Raw genomic sequence first — 16,770 nt, forward strand, 5'->3', positions numbered from 1 at the left:
GGTGCCGTGGGTGCCGTGGGGGACGGCCTGCTCAGACGGTGGCAGGCAGGGGCGAGCGGCTGACCCGTATCTTCGACTGGCCGTGCGGGCGCTCCTCCCAGTCCTCCATGAAGCGCGCGTACAGGCCGTGCTCGGCCGCCAGGGCCAGCAGGGTCTCGGTGCGGTAGTAGAAGTCCTCGCGCAGCACCTGGTGCTCGGCGCCCTCGGTGCGGTCGAAGGTGAAGTCGAAGAACCCGGTGTCGGTCAGCACCCGGCCGACGTGTGCGAGGCACTCGTCGATGACGTCCAGCGGCGAGTGGGAGAAGACGCTGTGCGCGTGGATGACGTCGAAGTGGTCGTCGGGCAGGAAGTCCAGGGTGAGGTCGCCGCTGATGGTGAGGTGCGGCAGCCTGTCCTGGAGGCCGCGCTCGGTGAGCGTCTTCTTGGCGGCGATCAGGATGTCGGGCGAGATGTCGATGCCGTAGTAGTTGCCGGCGTCGAGGTGGCTGATGAAGCGCCAGCCGCCGCGCAGGTTGCCGCAGCCGATGTCGAGCATGCGGTGCTCGGGGCGCAGCCCGTGCTCCACGAGGTAGTCGAACTGCATCTGCCCGAGCGCCAGCCAGCGGTCGTGGGTCTGGCTGCCGACCGCGGCCTCGGGGTTGCGGCGGGTGTCCGAGGCCATCACGGCCCGGTAGTAGCCGACGTGGTCGGGGTGCCTCAGCCGCAGCCAGGCGTCCCGCCCGGCCCGGCGCAGATACGGGGAGACGCGGCCGGGGTTGCGCAGCGCGTACCCGATCTTGTGGGTGAGGGCGGCGCGGTTGCTGCGCAGCTTCTTCGGCGACTTGGCGTCTGAAGGCATGACGAATCGACCTCCGTGCAGAGCGGGGCCCCGGGCATGGGGGGACCCCGGATGAAGGGGTTGAAGGAAGCGAAGGGGAGAGGGCGGTGCGGCGGTGCGGCGGCGGAGGGTCAGACGCGGCGGCGCAGGACCAGTACGGCGGCGACCGTGAGCAGGACGGCGAGCCCGCCGAGGACGGCGGTGTCGGTCCACTGGAAGGCCCAGTAGTCGCCGGCCGGGTTGGCCTCGTAGAAGCGGGCCACATACCCGTGCCGGTCCATGCAGGCGTCGAGCTCGGCGCCTGACGGGTAGGGGCAGTTCAGTACGTCGTCACGGCGGCCGGAGGCGGTGATCAGGCCGTAGTGGCCGGTCGACCACTTGTCGCCCATGGGCTCCTTGGGGACGCCGCCGGCGCTGACGTAGCGGTGCGGCGGGACCAGCAGTCGGGTCCGGTGCGCCCACTCCAGCAGGAGGGTCGTCGCCCCGGTCACCAGCAGGGTCAGGCCCATCGCGGACAGGACGCGGCGGGCCAGCAGACCCAGCAGCGTGCCGGCCGCCAGGCCGAACAGGGCGGCCGCGACGACCCGGGGGCCCGAGCCGCTCAGGGCCGCGTTCTCGTACCAGAACAGGCCGTAGCTCCGGTCGGCGGCCGGTCGCCACCACCATGCGAAGACCCCCGCGAGCAGGCCGGAGACGGCCGTGGTGGCCGCCGCGGCGAGGGCGAACCGGGACGCGAACCACTGGCCGCGGCTCACGCCCTGTGCGAGGACCATGCGGTGGGTGCCCAGTTCCCGGTCGCGGCCCAGCAGCGGGGCGCCCCAGAAGACGCCGATCAGGACGGGCAGGACGAGGTTCAGCGCGCCGAGGTACTGGAGCGGCTCGACGTCCAGCAGCAGGAGCGGGCCGGTGTCGCCCTGCGTGCAGGACAGCGGACCGGGGTCGCAGTGGTCGAACAGTCCGCTGCGCAGCGCGTCCAGCATGCTCGAGCGGGAGTACGCGGCGATCGCCGCGGCGGCGACGAGGACGGCCGCGCCGACGCCGACCAGCAGCCGCTGCTGTCGCCAGGCGAGCCAGAGGGAGCCCTTCACGCGGCCACCTCCGTCGGCTCGGCGGAGGCATCGGAGGAGTCGGAGGCGGCGGAGGACTCGGCGGCCGGGGTCCGGAGGCGGCCGATCAGGACGGTCTCCAGGCTGGGCCGCTCGACGTGCCAGTCGCCGTGCACCGGACCGCGTCGGCGGATCAGCGCGGTCAGCTGTCTGCCGTGGACCCGGCTGTGCACGACGTCGTGCTGCTCGGCCAGGGCGTCGGCCCGGTCGGCGTGGCCGGTCAGCACGGCGTGGCTCTCGCGCAGCGCTTCGGCGTCCTCGCTCAGTTCGACCCGGCCCTCGCGCAGCAGCAGCACCCAGTCGCAGGTCTGCTCCAGCTCGGGCAGGACGTGCGAGGACAGCACGATGCTCGTGCCGCGTTCGGCGGCGTCGGTCATCAGGGCCGCCATGATCTCGCCGCGTGCCACCGGGTCGAGGTCGGCCATCGGCTCGTCGAGCAGCAGCAGGTCGGGCCGTTTGCCGAGGGCCAGGGCGAGGGCGACGCGGGTGCGCCGGCCGGGGGACAGCTCGCCGATCCGGGCGGTGTGCGCTATGCCGCCCTCGTCGACGGTCCGCTCGGCGGTCGCCCGGTCCCACGAGGGGTTCAGCTTCTCGCCCAGCAGCAGGGTGTCCGCCACGGTGAAGCGGGGGTAGAGCGGCTTGTCCTGGGTGAGCAGGGCGACCCGGGCGCGGGCCTCGGGCGTGCCCGGTACGGCGCCCAGCACGCGCAGTTCCCCGCTGCGGGCCCGCAGCAGGCCGCCGGCCAGGTGCAGCAGGGTGCTCTTGCCGGCCCCGTTGCGTCCGACGATGGCGGTGACCCGGCCGCCGGGCACGGTGAACTCGCAGTCCCGCAGGGCCCAGCCGCCCCGTGCCCGGTACCGGAATCCGAGTCCCGTGGCGCGCAGTGCGGCGGCCGGGGCGTCAGGCCCGGTCATGCGTCCTCCTCTGTGTGGTTGTCGTAGCTGTCCAGGGCGGCTGTGACCAGCGCGAGGACGTCGGCCCGTTCCAGGCCGGCCGCCCGTGCGCGTGCCGTCCACTCGGCGAGGTCGGCGCGCAGGGGGGAGTCGTCCTCCGCGCCGGGCCGGGCGAGCGACCGCGTCACGAACGTCCCGAGCCCGCGGCGCAGTTCGACCAGGCCGGCCTGCTCCATGTCGCGGTAGGCGCGGAGCACGGTGTTGGGGTTGATGGCGGTCGCCGCCACCACTTCCCTGGCCGTGGGCAGCTTGTCCCCGACCTGCAACGTGCCCATCCGGAGCGCCCGTTCGGTCTGCTCGACGATCTGCACGTAGGCGGGTACGCCGCTGCCCCGGTCGATCCGGTACTCGACCACGTCACCTTCCAGGTTCAAGCATGCTTCCATTAATGAATTAATACAAGAATGGTGGAGGGGTCCCGGGGATGTCAAACAAGGGGGACGCCGAACGGGGGTGCAACCTCGGACGCCTGTTCGGCATCAAGGAGGGTGAACAGCACAGGCACATCGACGGCACAGGGGCGGCGCGAGTTGAACATACGGTCCAGGAGGGCGGCCCTGGCCTGTCTTCTTCTCTTGACGAGCCTCGCGACGGGCTGCGCGACCGAATCCTCCGCGAACTCCGCCGACTCCGCCGACTCCGCGGACTCCTCCCCGTCCGCCGCGCCGACCTCCTCCACGCCGGGGGCGCAGATTCCCCGTGGTGACGCGGGGGCGCAGGTCGGCACCGCGGCCGCCTACCGCAAGTGGGGCCTCGAACCGCTGGCCGCTCCGCCCGCCCCGCCCGCGACCAAGCCGGTGACGCTTCCGGCGGCCGACGGCACGGTGCCGGTGATCAGCGACATACCGACCAAGGAGAAGATCGTCTTCCTCACGTTCGACGACGGGGCCGAGAAGGACCCGGAGTTCGTGACGATGATGAAGGAGCTGAAGATCCCCTTCACGATGTTCCTGACGGACGCCGCCATACGCTCCGACTACGGCTACTTCAAGGAACTCCAGGGACTCGGCGGCAGCGTCCAGAACCACACGCTGACCCACCCGAACCTGCGCACCCTGGGCGCGGCGGCCCAGAAGCAGGAGATCTGCGGCCAGCAGACCAGGCTGAAGGCCGAGTACGGGGACACGCCCCGGCTGATGCGTCCGCCCTACGGCAACTGGGACGAGAACACCCGGGCCGCCGCGGCCTCCTGCGGCGCCGAGGCGATCGTCCTGTGGCGCGAGTCCATGCAGATCAAGAACATGCAGTACCAGCGTGGCGACAAGAAGCTCCACCCGGGCGACGTCATCCTGGCCCACTTCCGCGGACCGTCCGAGCTCAAGGGCACGACGATGACCGAGATGACGGCGAACATGCTCCGTCACATCCAGGAACAGGGCTTCACGGTCGCCCGCCTGGAGGACTACCTCTAGGGGCTCAGGGGCTCAGGGGCTCAGGGGCTCAGCCGCGAGGGCGCTCGAAGGTCAGCAGCAGGCCCGCGACGGCTCCGGGGCCGATGCGGCCCTTGACGTCGGCGGAGGTGATGGCCTTGAGGGCCCAACCGTCCTCGGCGTGCTTGTTGAGGACCTTCTCCAGCTTGTCGCTGTCCAGCGCGTCGCCGATCAGCGACTCCCGGAAGGTGACGACCTTGTACTCGAACGCGTAGGCCTGGCTCATGGCTGCCAGCCAATCACCCTCGGGCCGTTTCTGGTGAGACGCGGATCACATTCCGGGGCCCGATCGCGCTGCCTGATCTCGCCGAGGACCAGGACCCGGGGTTCGACCGCCGGCGCCCGCGCGACGGCGAGCCGCTGGCGTTGGCCGCCCGACAGCTCGTGGGGCTTCGCGTCCGCCTCCCTGCTGCCCAGGCCGACCTGGTCGAGCAGCGACTCGATGTGCGGGTCCGTCGAGGGGTGACCGTGCAGCCGCAGGGCGATCCGCAGGCACTGGCGGAACGTCAGCCGCGGGTAGCCTCCGCCGGGCGGGTTCCCGACGGAGGCTCGGTTCGGTCGGGCTCAGAGGGCCCGCGGCGGGCTCAGGTGAACAGCAGGCGCCAGGTCAGCGGGCCGGGGTTGCCGTCGGCGTCGCCGCGGAGCTCCGGGCGCGACTTCTGGAAGTCCCGCACGTTCAGCCGGTCCGCCTCGCCCCAGGACTTGCTCGGGCCGACCTTGTAGTGGTCGCCGAAGCCGCGCTTGACCAACTGCTTGCCGAGTTTCAGGACATGCGCGTTCGTGGCCCCGGCCACGAAGTACTTGCGCCCGGGGAACGCCGGGACCGTCGGCTTGGCGGGCGGTGTGGTCGCCGCGGGGGTGTCGTCGTCCACGTCCAGGTCGGCCTTCGCGTACTTGATGATCCTGGCGAAGTCGATCGCGCCGGGGTCGCCGTGCTCGTTCTCGGGCACGTGCATATGCCCGCAGACCCCCTTGAACGCCTTCCACTGCGCGGCCGTCATCCGCTGACCGCCGCCGTTCGCGTACGAGGTCGGGTACGCGGGCCAGCTCTTCGCGCCGACCAGCGGCACGCCGTGCTCCTCGTGCATCCAGCCCAGGAAGGCGGCGACGCCCCGCAGCGCCCAGTCGGGGGCGTCCGGCCAGTAGATGTGCGCCTTGCCCGCGGCCGTCCACTTCTTGTGCGTCTTCGGGTCGCAGGTGCCGACGAGTTCGACCTGGCACACGTTCTCGGTGTTCGTCTCGACGCCGCCGCGCAGATTGACCAGCGCCCGGGAGGAGGTCTCCACGTCGAAGTGCTGGTACCACTTCAGCTTCTTGGCGGCGAGGTCGGGGACCGCGGTCAGATTCGGCGCGGAGCCGCCACCGCCGTAGCCGGGCAGGGTGGGGCCCTCGGTGGTGTGCAGGACGATGACGTCGACCTGCATCGGGTCGCCCCCGAAGTCGTCCTGGTACCAGTTGGCACGACTCGCGCCGGGGTATCGCTGAGGTCCGGTCTTGGTGCTCATCACAGACTCCTTACGTGGAGAAAAGCGAACGAGTAGACAACGACAGAGAGAAGGGAAGAGAGGTGGAAAGGAGGGTGGAAAGGGGGGTGGAAAAGGGTGCGGAAGGGGGATCAGCGCCCTGGGGCGCGAATGGGGACCGCGGCCGGCGCCATGGGGCCCGCCGCGCGCAGATGCCGTGCCAGACGCGCCGGATCGGCGTCCTCACGCCCCGCCAGTTCGCGGGCGAGTGCCGCGTGCCGAAGCTGTCGGGAGGACGGAGTCTGTGTGCTCAGCATCACATCGCGTGCCAGCTCGGGCAGCCGGTAACGGCCGCCCCCGCCGAGGTCGCCACCGAGGTCCCCGCCCAGGCCGGAGCCCGTGTCCGCGTCCCAGACGAGGATCCGGGCCGTCACGGCGGCGTCGACCAACGGCAGCAGTCCGTCCGGCGCCAGGCCCAGCACATCGGCGAGCAGACCGACGTCCAGCCACTCGCCGTCCGCCGCGGCGTAGGTGAGCATGGAGCGTGCCGCGCTGGGCAACTCGACGAGTCTCGCGAGCAGGACGTTGCGCACCGCGGCCGGCACCTGCGCCTCCGGTCCGGTGCGTCGGCCGGGCGGCAGCTTGAGCAGCTCGGCCAGGGCGAACGGATGCCCCTCGGTGCGCCGGTGCAGCGCCATCGCCTCCTCGGAAGCAGCCTTCTCGGACGCCGCCTCCGCGGAAGCCGCTTTCTCGGATGCCGCGTCCTCGGAAGCCGCTCTCTCGGACGCCGCGTCCTCGGAAGCGCCGCCCGCGGCGAGCAGTTCGGCCACGTCGTCGACGGTCAGCGGCTCCAGGGTCAGCCAGGTCGCGCCGAGCAGGGCCAGCTCCGCGAGCAGCATGCTGGACGCCGGGCTGTCGCCGTCGCGCAGGGCGCACACGAACAGGACCGGGCCCTCCCGCAGCACCTTGGCGAGCCGCCTCAGCAGCCGGTGGAAGCCCTGCGGCGCCTGGTCGAGATCGTCGACGACGCACAGCGTGGGCCCCTGCGTGAGCTCATGGACGACCGTGCCGAGCGGATCCTTCTGCGCCACGTCGTCCTGGGCGGAGTCGGAGCCGTCCTGCCGCAGCGCGTCGAGGAGTTGGACGGTCGGGCAGGTCTGGACGATCCCGCGGTTCCCGCTGAGCGCCTGACCCGCCCGGGTGCGGGCGACGGTGAACCCGGCGGCCGCGGCCCGCGCGGCCAGCTCCTCCAGCAGCCGGGTCTTGCCCGACCCCTGCTCCCCGCCCACCACGGCCCACCCGGGCCGGCCCGCGGCCGCGGCGGACAGCAGGGACGCCAACTGCGCGCTCTCCTCGCTCCGGCCCACGAAGGGGACGGCGGCGGGCCGGGCGCCGAGGTCCGGGTGCACACACCCGGTGGTGAAGCCCGGCCCGGGAGGCAGCGAGGAGAGGGGCCTGGGGGACGCGGACGCGACGGAGCCGCCGAGGACGACGACGTCGTGCCGCAGGATCGCGGTGTGCAGATCCCGCAGCTGGGGGCTGGGGTCCAGGCCCAGCTCCGTGGCGAGCGTGCCGCGGAACCGCTCGTACTGCCGAAGCGCCTCGACCGGCCGGCCGGCCGCGTACAGCGCACGCATCAGCAGCGCCCAGGACGTCTCGCGGAGCGGGGCCTTGAGGACGAGGCCCTCGGCGACGTCGATCGCCGGTTCCGTCTCGCCCTGCTGGACGAGGATCGTGGCCTGGAGCTCCTTGGCGTCCTGGAGGGCGCCGTCGAGCCGGGTGCGCTCACGCATCGCGAAGGCGTGCTCGGTCGCCTCGGCCAGCGCCTCGCCGCGCCACAGCCCGAGCGCCATGTCGATCTCCTGCCGGGCGACCGCCAGTTGACGTTGCCTCAGCGCTTCCCGGGCCCGGCCCACGGACTCCTCGAAGAGCGCCGTGTCCCGTGCCTCGCGGGGCACCTTCAGGGCGTAGCCGGTCGGGCCGCTGACCAGGGTGGTGGACCGGCCCTGCCGGACCGGGTCGAGGACCGCGCGCAGCCGGCTGATGTGGGCGCGCACGGAGGACGCGGCGCCCGTCGGCCGGTCGGTCGGCCACAGGTCACGGCAGAGCGTGTCCTGCGAGACGGGCCGGCCGTCCTCGATGAGCAGGCGGACGAGCAGCAACCGGCGCTGCCGAGGGCCCAGATCGAGGGAGGCGTCGCCCTTCAGGACCTCGACGGGGCCGAGCACGCCGAACCGCATCGCGTGTGCGTGTCGTGAATCCGGAGTGGCCATGTGCGTAGTTCCTTACGTGGCGAGCTCGTCAAGGAGTCAACCAACGGTTGGTTGCTCGGCTGTTGTCCGTATGTTGTCCGCCGGTCGGGACGGTTCAATTCTCGAATGTGCGGACGGGTCGGTGCGTCGGCACAGGAAATGATCTCAGCGCCGCGGATCTGCAACCGCGGATAGAGGGCGGGACTACGACCTCGGGCCGATAAGACCGCCCGCGCCCGCCCTTCTGAAGGAGAGTCAATTACGGGCAACGGGCGGACAATTCCTGAGCAACGGGCCGCGGCTACCTTCGGGATCCCGCGACACGGAATCTGTTGAAGGAACTCATGCGTAAATTGAAGTCTGCCGTCGTAAGCACTGTGATGGCATTCGCCGGAATTGCGGCATTGTCCGGCACCCCCGCCCAGGCGGCGGGAGAACTGGAATACGTGGCCCTGGGGGATTCGTACGCGTCCGGGGTGGGCGCCGGTCACTACGACAGCGCCAGCGGCGCCTGCAAGCGCAGCCAACTCGGCTATCCGGCCCTGTGGGCGGGCGTGCACGACGAGTACGCGCTCAAGGACGTCTCGTGCAGCGGCGCGACCATCGCGGACGTGCGCGCCGACCAGCTGTCCGCCCTGAGCACGGGCACCGACTTCGTCACCCTCACGGTGGGCGGCAACGACGCCCAGTTCAGCAGCGTGGTCCAGGCCTGTCTGACCAACACCGACGCCTACTGCAAGACGGCCACGGACTGGATGTCGTACTACGCCAGGAACCAGCTGGTCGACGAACTCGCCTCGCTGTACAAGGACATCAAGGCCAAGGCGCCGAACGCCACCGTCAGCGTGCTCGGCTACCCGCAGGCGGTCGCCACGTCCGGGGTCTGCCCCGTCATCGACCTCAGCGCCGCCAAGCGCACCTACATGAACGGGTTCGCCGACGCCCTGGCCGAGGGCGCGAAGGCCGCGGCGGCCAAGGAGCCGGTCCGCTTCCTGGACGTGCGCGCCGAGTTCAAGAACCACGGGGCGTGCGGCTCCGACCCGTGGATCAACGACCTGTCCGACCCGGCCTCGGTCTTCCACCCCACCCTGGCGGGCTACATCGCCGGCTACTACGCCAAGCTCGAAGCGACCTGGGGGTGACCCCCAGGCTGCCCGGGACGGCGCCGTCCCGGGCCGTGCCGGCGTGAGGGTGGCTCCGGCTCCTGACCCTGCTCCGGCTCCCGCCGTGGCCAGTTCCCAGATCCGGGCCGCCGTGTCGGCCGCGGAATCGGTCGGCGCCGGGTTGTCGGGCAGCTGGGCGGGCACGGTCGTGTTCTTCTTCTTGCCGGGCCGATCGGCGAAGAGCACGACCGTCAGGGCGAGCCGGGAGTCCAGCCCGGTGGACCACACGGTCCGGCGGGCGGTCCCACCGCCCGCCCCGGCCGTGAAGAAGGCCGAGCCATCGGCCTGGACAGCCCTGGGGGACGGCCACTTGTGCATCGCCGCGTTCACGGACCACGCCTCCTTCTCGTCCAGCCCGCGCCGGGTCTCGGGGCGGGCCGTGTAGACCGTCCGGCCGTCCTGGGTGATCTTCGTGACCGTGTACGGGGTCGCGTACAGCCCGTTCGCCGCCACCGTCGCGTACGCCGAGGCCAGCTTCAGCGGGGTGGGTGCCGCGGTCTTCCGCAGGGCGTTCAGCGGGGCGCCGAACCGGACCTCGGCGAAAGGCTCCAGCGCGTCCCCCGCCTCCACCGCGCCGTTCACCGCGTCGTTGAACGGCTGCCGGGCGTAGTCCGAACCCCCGTACAGCAGCCGCAGCGCGCCGTCGCCGGGCTCGATCGCGACGACCGCGGTGTGCAGCGTGGTGCCCTTGTCGCCCTTGAGGTTCTTCACCAACTCGGTGGTGGCGTCCTGGAGCGCCAGGTCGAAGGTGGTCTGCACGGTGTAGCCGCCCCGGGCCAGCTGGTCCTCGGTGATGCCGAGCCGGTCGGCGGCCTCCTTCCCGGCGACGTCGATCATGTACTGCCGCTGTCCCTCGGTGGTGCCCGGCGGATAGAACCGGAACGCCGGGAAGGCGGCGTCGGCGCGCTGCTTCGCCGTGATGCTGCCGCCCGCCTCCATCGCGTCCAGCACCCACTCCCAGCGGTTCCTGAGCTTCGCGGTCACCTCGGGGTCTGAGCCCGCCTTCTCGTAGTACGAGGGGATGTTGAGGATCGACGCCAGCGCGGCCGCCTGCGAGACGGTCATGTCCTCGGTGTCCACGCCGAAGTAGTTGCGCGCCGCCGCCTGCACGCCGGCGGCGCCCCGGCCCAGGTACACGGTGTTGAGATAGCCCTCCAGGATCTCGTCCTTGGAGCGGGTGCGGTCCAGCTTGATCGCGATCAGCGCCTCGCGCGCCTTGCGCGACAGCGACTGCTCCGGGCTCAGCAGCGCGTTCTTCACATACTGCTGGGTGATGGTCGAGCCGCCCTGCCGCTCGCCCCCGGTCAGCGAGGCCAGCACCGCGCGGGCGATGGCCCGCGGCGAGACCCCGCTGTCCGAGCGGAAGGAGCGGTTCTCGGCCGCGATCACCGCGTCCTGGAGGTAGCGCGGGATCTGCGAGAGCGGCACCTCCTGACGGTCCACGGGACCGCGTCGGCCCAGATAGGAGCCCTTGGCGTCGGTGAAGACCGTGCTCTGGGTGACCGTCTCCGGGTGCGGCTTCGGGATGTCCGTCAGCCGGTAGGCGACGACCGCCGCCGTGCACAGCCCGGCGATCAGCACGAAGAAGGCGATGAGCAGCCGACGCAGCCGACGGCCCCGGGTGCGGCGCAGCCGGAGGCGGAGCGGGACCCGCAGGCGCAGCCGGTGCGAGGTCGCCGCCCGTTTCAGCCGTCGCGCCCGACTCCTCATGAACGGGAGGCCCTTCATCCGAGGCCGTCCGTCCGCGCGACGACCTTGGCGTCCGTGTCGTACACGGTGACGACGGCCGGACGGTCCTCGCCGCTCCCGTCGCTCCCGCTGTTCCCGTCGCTCCCGCTGCTCCCGTCGCTCGCGCGGCTCTCGCGACCCCTGGTGTCGTCGAAGCCCTCGGCGAGGACCGACTTGAGCTCCGATCCCGTCAGCAGGGTGCTCGAATACCAGAAGCCCCAGCCCGGGCTGCCCGCCAGGGTGAGGACCGCGCCGTTGACGGTGGCGTCCCCGGCCCCGACGGCGACCGCGACGCGGCCCGGGTCCGTGGCGAGGCCGTGATACAGCCCCGACAGGAAGTACTTGTCGTTCACCGCCTCCACCTGCGCCGAGACCCCCGACTTCGCACCCTCGGTGCCGCTGCCGACCGGCCCGCGGAACTGGTTGGAGCCGGTCGGCGTCGACCAGTGCTCGCCGTCGGCGGTCAGCCAGACCTGCACCCCCTTCACGACCTGCACCCGCTCGCCGGGCGCGACGATCCGCACCGGGCTCCCCGCCTCCGAGGCGGAGGAGGGCCCGGACGACTCCGCGGCGCCGAAGAGCCCCATCCGCTCGGCGGCGAACACGGTCGTCGGCGCGAGCAGCAGCGCGCAGACGGCCGCCACGGCGCCGGTACGACGTCGTCGGCGGGCCCGTCCCCGCTGCTCGATCGCACCGAGGGGCAGAGCGAACGGGACGCTGTCGTCACCGAGTTCGACGACCTCGACGACGCCGATGACCTCGGCGATCTCGGCGGCTTCGGCGGCCTCCGCGAACAGCCCGCGCAACCGCTCCGCACCGCTCCCGCTCCTGCCTCCGCTCCCGCCTCCGCCCCTGCTCCCGCTCCCGGCCCCGCAGACCGCCAGACCGCGCTGGGCGAGGCTTCTGACCGCGCCGGCCGAGCAGCCGAGCAACTGGGCGGTCTCCACCTCGCCCAGGCCCTCCCCGTGCAGCATCACGAGCACGACCCGCTGCCGGGCGGAGACCGCGGACAGTGCGGACAGCGCGGACAGCGCGGACAGCGCGGACAAGGTCCCCAACGCCCCCTGGGGCACGGGCTTTCGGCGGCGGGCCCGGCGCAGATGGGCCTTGACGAGGGAACGCCGGGCATAGAAGTCCACGTCGTCCCGCGGTATCCGACGCCACCGTGCGCACACCACCACCAGGGTGTCCCGTGCCAGTTCCTTCGCCCGGTCCAGGTCTCCGGTGAGGAGGTACGCGGTGGTGACCAGCCGGGGCCAGCTCATCCGCGCGTATGAGGCGAAATCGTCGTGCCGCCGACGACTGGCCGGGAGGCGATGGATCCTGAGACTCGTGTTCATCGTCTTTCCCGTGGGTTGTGTTGTGTTTCGATGGGCGCGACCTACGGGACCTGTACGCACGGCAAGGCGGCGAGGTTGCACGGGAATTCCGAGACTCCGGTGGGGGCATGACCGAAGACGAGTTCGACGCCTTCTACACGGCCGCGTTCCCCCGGCTGACCGGGCAGCTCGCCGCGTTCACCGGGGATCACGGAGAGGCGCAGGACGTCGTCCAGGAGGCGTTCGTCCGGGCCTGGGACCGGCGGCAGAACTTCCTCGCCGACGAGGCGCCCGAGGCGTGGATACGCACGGTGGCCACCCGGCTGGCGGTCAGCCGCTGGCGCCGGGCCAAGCGCTGGCTGGAGCTGGTGCGCCGGACCCCGCCGCCCGAGTCCACACCGGGGCCCGGCCCCGAGCACACGGCGCTCGTGGCCGCGCTGCGCCAATTGCCCAAGGCGCAGCGGTTGGCGATCGTCCTGCACCATCTGTGCGATTTGAGTGTCGAGCAGGTAGCCTCCGAGACCGGCGCGCCCGTGGGGACGGTCAAGGCCCGGCTGTCCCGTGGACGGGCGGCGCTGGCGAGACATCTGACGGCGGACGAGGCGGCCGAAGCGGCTGAACCGGTCGAGGCGGTCGACCCGGTGCGGAAGGAGGGCGGCCTTGTCGGATGACCTCTCCACCGAACTCTCCACCGCGCTCCGCGAGTTGGCCGCGCAGGCCGAGACCCCGCCGGTGCTCTCCGGCGCCGAGGTCCGAGCCCGTGCCGTACGCCGGGCCCGCCGCCGTCTGGCCGGGGCACTGGGCGCCACCGCGACGGCCCTGGCGCTGGTGGCCTTCGCCCTGACCGCGGACTTCACCCCGCACGAGGACGGCAAGGGGGCCCCGACCGGGACCGGAGCCGGAGCCGGAGGGCAGAGCCTGACCCCGCCCGCGACACCCGCCGACCCGTCCCCGTCCCCCTCCTTGTCCTCGTTCCCGTCCCCGTCCTCGGCCCCTTCCGGGTCCTTGCCCGTCGTCGGCACGCTGGACCTCGACCGGCGCACGCTGACCGTCAAGGACCAGGTTCTGCGGATGTCCTCGGAGTACATCGACAGCGCCGGGCTCACGGGCCCGCTGACTGTGTACGCGACGTACGACATCAAGGCTCTGACCGTCACCGACCCGACCGACGGGACCCGCCACGTTCAGGGGATGACGTACGCGGTCGAACTGCGCGACGCCCGCAAGGAGCGGCTCTACGTCGGCTTCGACTCCGACTACGACGTGCAGAAGGCCGATGACGACGACGGCAGCAGCTGGATCGGTCTGGAGCGGGTCGACGCCGAGTGGTTCCAGGGAGTGGCGGCGGCCGGCATGTCCTTCGCGCTCACCGTCCTGCCGACGGCCACCGCCACGACGGACGGGACCTAGGCCGGACACGAACCGTCAGGATCGGGCCGCGGGGATCCGGCCGTGGATGTCCTGGAGCATGTTCCGCATCGCCATGCGGAAGATCTCGGCCTGGTGGTCGCCGACGAAGACGGTGTGCCCGAACACCTCCAGGACGACGAGGCCGTGCATATGGCCCCACGCGCTGAGCAGGAGCGCGATGGCGGGCGGCGGCAGGGCGTCCGGACCGTCCGGGGGGAACGAGGCGAGGTGCGTCCGCAGCGCGGACGACAGCGGCGGGGTGTCGGCGGCGGCGAGTTGCGCCGTGCTGAACCCGCCGAACAGCTCCCTCTGGAAGATCAGGCTCATCCGGCGCATCGCCTGCGTCGTCGGGCCGTCGACGGGCGCCGCGTAGTCGCGCAGCGGGGTGCCGTACAGGAGCTGGTAGTGCTCGGGGTGGGCGATGGCCCAGCGCCGGTAGCCCTCGGTCGCGACCACCGCGCTGGGCAGGTCACGGTCGTCAGTCGAGGGGTCGTCGGCCGCGGAGTCGACCGCGGCCTGGACGGCGTCGGCCAGGTCCTCGTACGCCTTGGCGATGATCGCCGTGACGAGGGTGTCCCGGCTCGGAAAGTAGTGGTAGAGCGCCTGGACCGTCATGCCGAGGCTGCGGGCGACCGCCCGCAGGGACAGCGCCTGCGGCCCGTGCTCGGTGAGGTGCCGCTCGGCGGCGTCGAGGATCTCCTGGGTGGCGGCGGCCCGACGCCGCTCGCGCAGGGAGGGCAGGACCGGGGTCGCGGGTTCGGGGAGTACAGCCATGAAGAAAATCTAACACTGCCAACTTTTCTTGCCTCCCGTTAGTTTCGTGCATGGCGCCAGTCCTGTTCTCCCCTTTCCTGTCAAAGGAGACCGGTCATGTTCGACCGCATAGCCGAGCTGGCGATCCGCCGGGCCCGGCTGGTACTCGTCGTCGCCGTCGTGGCGGTGGCCCTCATGGGCGCCGTCGGAGCGGGCGCGTTCGGCAAGCTGAAGGGCGGCGGCTACGACGACCCGGCCTCCCCGTCCACCCGGGCCGCGCAGGCCATCGAGGAGAAGTTCGGCGGGGAGACGAACCTGGTCCTGCTGGTCCGTGCCCCCGAAGCCCCTCAAGGCCGCGTCGACACCCCGGAGGCCGAGCGGAGCGGCCGCGCCCTGCTGGCCGATCTCAAGAAGGACCGGAACCTCGAGAACGTCGTCTCCTACTGGGACGCGGACAGCCCCGCCCTCCGCTCCGAGGACGGCCGCGAAGCCCTCGTCCTCGCCCATGTGAAGGGCGACGAGACGCAGGCGGAGAAGAACGCCAAGAGCGTCATCGACGCGTACACCGGGCGACCGTACGAGGGCGGGCTCATCCTCCAGGCCGGAGGCGGCGCGGGCGTGGGCAACGACCTGTCGGCCCAGGTGCCCGAGGACCTCGTCCTGGCCGAGACCATCGCCGTGCCGCTGACCCTCGTGCTGCTCCTGTTCGTCTTCGGCAGCGTGGTCGCGGCCCTGCTGCCGCTGGTCATCGCGCTCGTCGCCATCGCGGGCACGTTCGCCGAACTCGCCCTCCTCGGCAGCGTCACCGACGTCTCGATCAACGCGACCAACCTGACCACCGCCCTGGGCCTCGGCCTCGGCATCGACTACGCCCTGCTGATGATCAGCCGGTTCCGCGAGCAGCTCGCGACGGGCGCGAGCGTGGACGACGCCGTACGGCGGACCGTCCACACGGCGGGCCGCACGGTGGCGTTCTCCGCGGCGACGGTCGCCGTCGCGCTCGCGGCGCTCCTGGTGTTCCCGCAGTACTTCCTGCGCTCGTTCGGCTACGCCGGAGTCGGCGTCGTGGCCATCGCGGCCGTCGGCACGCTGCTGGTGATGCCGGCCCTGTTCGTCGTCCTGGGCCACCGGGTCAACAGCGGACGGCTCCCGTGGGCGAAGCCCGGCCGCCCCGCGTCCCGGACGCCGCTGTGGGGGCGGCTGGCCCGCACCGTCATGCGGCGGCCCGCGCTCACCGCGCTGCCGGTGCTCGCGGTGCTGCTGCTCGCGGCGAGCCCGCTGCTGGGCATCACCCTCGGCACCCCGGACGAGCGCGTGCTGCCCGAGGACGCCCAGAGCCGCCAGGTCTCGTCCGTGCTGCGGGAGAAGTTCGACGGCAACGACGACGCCGCCGTCCACGTCGTCATCGACCAGCCCGTGACCGCGGCCCAGTTGGGCGCGTACGCGACCCGGCTGTCGTCCCTCGACGGCGTGGTCCGCGTCGAGGCCGGCACCGGAACCTACATTGACGGCCGCGCCACGCCCGCCCCGCCCGGCGCCGCCACCGCCCTCGGCCGCCCGGACGCCCAGCGGCTGAACGTGGTGAGCGACCTGGTGCCGAAGTCGGGCGCGGCCCAGAGCCTGGTGAAGGAGGTACGGTCCGTCGCACCGCCCGGCGGGTCACAGCCCCTGGTCGGCGGAGTGGACGCCGCGCTGGTCGACAACAAGGACTCCGTCGGCGGCCGTATCCCGCTGGCCCTGGCCCTGGTCGCCCTGACCACCTTCGTCCTGCTCTTCCTCTTCACCGGCAGCGTGGTCCAGCCGCTGCGCGCCCTGTTCCTCAACATGGTCAGCCTGGGCGCGACCCTCGGCGCCATGACCTGGATCTTCCAGGACGGCCACCTCGCCTCCCTCCTCGGCGTCACCCCGCAGCCGATGGAGACGTCGATGACCGTGCTGATGTTCTGCATCGCCTTCGGACTGTCCATGGACTACGAGGTGTTCGTCACCAGCCGCATCAAGGAACTCCACGACCAGGGCGAGGACACCGGGTCCGCCGTCGTCCACGGCCTCGGCCACACGGGCCGTATCGTCACCGCGGCGGCCTGTCTGCTCGCGGTGAGCTTCTTCGCCTTCGGCACGGCGAAGATCAGCTTCATGCAGATGTTCGGCCTGGGCAGCGGCCTGGCCATCCTCATCGACGCGGTCGCCGTACGCGGTGTCCTCGTACCCGCCGCGATGCGCCTCCTCGGCCGGACGGCCTGGTACGCCCCCGCCTTCCTCCGCAGGCTGCACGGACGATACGGCCTCAGCGAAGCCGGCCCCGCGACCACGCCCGCGCCCGCCTCCGCACCGGTGCGGACGACGACGGAGGTCTGAGCCTCCCGCTCAGCCCGC

Annotated in this window: 14 protein-coding genes and 2 pseudogenes; 5 read left to right on the plus strand and 11 right to left on the minus strand. The window is 71.9% G+C overall.

Translation table 11 applies throughout. The features are described from left to right. Positions 1–31: 31 nt before the first annotated feature. The 4 genes from ACWD4O_RS26055 to ACWD4O_RS26070 all read right to left on the minus strand — a co-directional run bounded on the left by ACWD4O_RS26055 (position 32) and on the right by ACWD4O_RS26070 (position 3,244). Entirely contained in the window at positions 32–838 is an 807-nt protein-coding gene (locus ACWD4O_RS26055; protein WP_451283309.1) for a class I SAM-dependent DNA methyltransferase, read from the minus strand. Between the two features lie 110 nt (positions 839–948). After that, on the minus strand, positions 949–1,905 hold the full coding sequence (locus ACWD4O_RS26060; protein ID WP_451283311.1) for a transporter: 957 nt from the start codon (positions 1,903–1,905) through the stop codon (positions 949–951). Then, positions 1,902–2,837 carry an ABC transporter ATP-binding protein gene (locus ACWD4O_RS26065; RefSeq protein ID WP_451283313.1) on the minus strand — a complete coding sequence of 312 codons (936 nt, stop codon included), beginning with the start codon at positions 2,835–2,837 and terminating at the stop codon, positions 1,902–1,904. Before ACWD4O_RS26065 ends, ACWD4O_RS26060 begins: the two co-directional genes overlap by 4 nt. After that, complete coding sequence (locus ACWD4O_RS26070) at positions 2,834–3,244, minus strand: GntR family transcriptional regulator (RefSeq protein ID WP_451283605.1); 411 nt, start codon at positions 3,242–3,244, stop codon at positions 2,834–2,836. Before ACWD4O_RS26070 ends, ACWD4O_RS26065 begins: the two co-directional genes overlap by 4 nt. Before the next feature lie 207 nt (positions 3,245–3,451). On the opposite strand from ACWD4O_RS26070, the gene ACWD4O_RS26075 reads away from it, so the two are divergent. Then, the gene (locus ACWD4O_RS26075; RefSeq protein ID WP_451283315.1) at positions 3,452–4,288 is read left to right on the plus strand and encodes a polysaccharide deacetylase family protein; all 837 of its coding nucleotides are present in this window, start codon (positions 3,452–3,454) and stop codon (positions 4,286–4,288) included. Positions 4,289–4,316: 28 nt separating this feature from the next. Here ACWD4O_RS26075 and ACWD4O_RS26080 read toward each other — a convergent pair whose 3' ends face one another. The 4 genes and pseudogenes from ACWD4O_RS26080 to ACWD4O_RS26095 form a co-directional block, all read right to left on the minus strand. Next, a complete protein-coding gene (locus ACWD4O_RS26080) occupies positions 4,317–4,532 on the minus strand; it encodes a DUF4177 domain-containing protein (protein ID WP_451283316.1) in 216 nt (71 codons plus the stop codon). A 77-nt stretch (positions 4,533–4,609) separates the two neighbouring features. After that, positions 4,610–4,822 (minus strand): annotated as a pseudogene (locus tag ACWD4O_RS26085) (ATP-binding cassette domain-containing protein); the annotation flags it as partial. 68 nt (positions 4,823–4,890) lie between these two features. Next, positions 4,891–5,811, minus strand: a complete 921-nt coding sequence (locus ACWD4O_RS26090) for a peptidoglycan-binding protein (protein WP_451283318.1) — start codon at positions 5,809–5,811, stop codon at positions 4,891–4,893. 110 nt (positions 5,812–5,921) lie between these two features. After that, on the minus strand, positions 5,922–8,042 hold the full coding sequence (locus tag ACWD4O_RS26095) for a BTAD domain-containing putative transcriptional regulator (RefSeq protein WP_451283320.1): 2,121 nt from the start codon (positions 8,040–8,042) through the stop codon (positions 5,922–5,924). Between the two features lie 359 nt (positions 8,043–8,401). On the opposite strand from ACWD4O_RS26095, the gene ACWD4O_RS26100 reads away from it, so the two are divergent. After that, positions 8,402–9,163 carry an SGNH/GDSL hydrolase family protein gene (locus ACWD4O_RS26100; protein WP_451283607.1) on the plus strand — a complete coding sequence of 254 codons (762 nt, stop codon included), beginning with the start codon at positions 8,402–8,404 and terminating at the stop codon, positions 9,161–9,163. A gap of 1,017 nt (positions 9,164–10,180) precedes the next feature. On the opposite strand, the pseudogene ACWD4O_RS26105 reads toward ACWD4O_RS26100, so the two are convergent. Then, positions 10,181–10,912, minus strand: a pseudogene (locus ACWD4O_RS26105) (transglycosylase domain-containing protein); the annotation flags it as partial. Then, on the minus strand, positions 10,909–12,177 hold the full coding sequence (locus tag ACWD4O_RS26110) for a sigma factor-like helix-turn-helix DNA-binding protein (RefSeq protein WP_451283322.1): 1,269 nt from the start codon (positions 12,175–12,177) through the stop codon (positions 10,909–10,911). The pseudogene ACWD4O_RS26105 and the gene ACWD4O_RS26110, both read right to left, overlap by 4 nt. 182 nt (positions 12,178–12,359) lie before the next feature. Between ACWD4O_RS26110 and ACWD4O_RS26115 the strand changes: the two genes are divergently transcribed. Further along, positions 12,360–12,902: a SigE family RNA polymerase sigma factor gene (locus ACWD4O_RS26115; protein ID WP_451283324.1), complete on the plus strand. Its 543-nt coding sequence runs from the start codon at positions 12,360–12,362 to the stop codon at positions 12,900–12,902. Continuing rightward, on the plus strand, positions 12,892–13,641 hold the full coding sequence (locus ACWD4O_RS26120) for a hypothetical protein (RefSeq protein ID WP_451283326.1): 750 nt from the start codon (positions 12,892–12,894) through the stop codon (positions 13,639–13,641). Before ACWD4O_RS26115 ends, ACWD4O_RS26120 begins: the two co-directional genes overlap by 11 nt. Before the next feature lie 15 nt (positions 13,642–13,656). Here the strand turns inward: ACWD4O_RS26120 and ACWD4O_RS26125 are convergent, their stop codons facing one another. After that, complete coding sequence (locus ACWD4O_RS26125; RefSeq protein WP_451283328.1) at positions 13,657–14,415, minus strand: TetR/AcrR family transcriptional regulator; 759 nt, start codon at positions 14,413–14,415, stop codon at positions 13,657–13,659. Between the two features lie 96 nt (positions 14,416–14,511). On the opposite strand from ACWD4O_RS26125, the gene ACWD4O_RS26130 reads away from it, so the two are divergent. Beyond that, on the plus strand, positions 14,512–16,752 hold the full coding sequence (locus tag ACWD4O_RS26130; protein WP_451283330.1) for an MMPL family transporter: 2,241 nt from the start codon (positions 14,512–14,514) through the stop codon (positions 16,750–16,752). The last annotated feature ends 18 nt before the right edge of the window (positions 16,753–16,770 follow it).

Source organism: Streptomyces sp. NPDC002623, assembly GCF_053592635.1.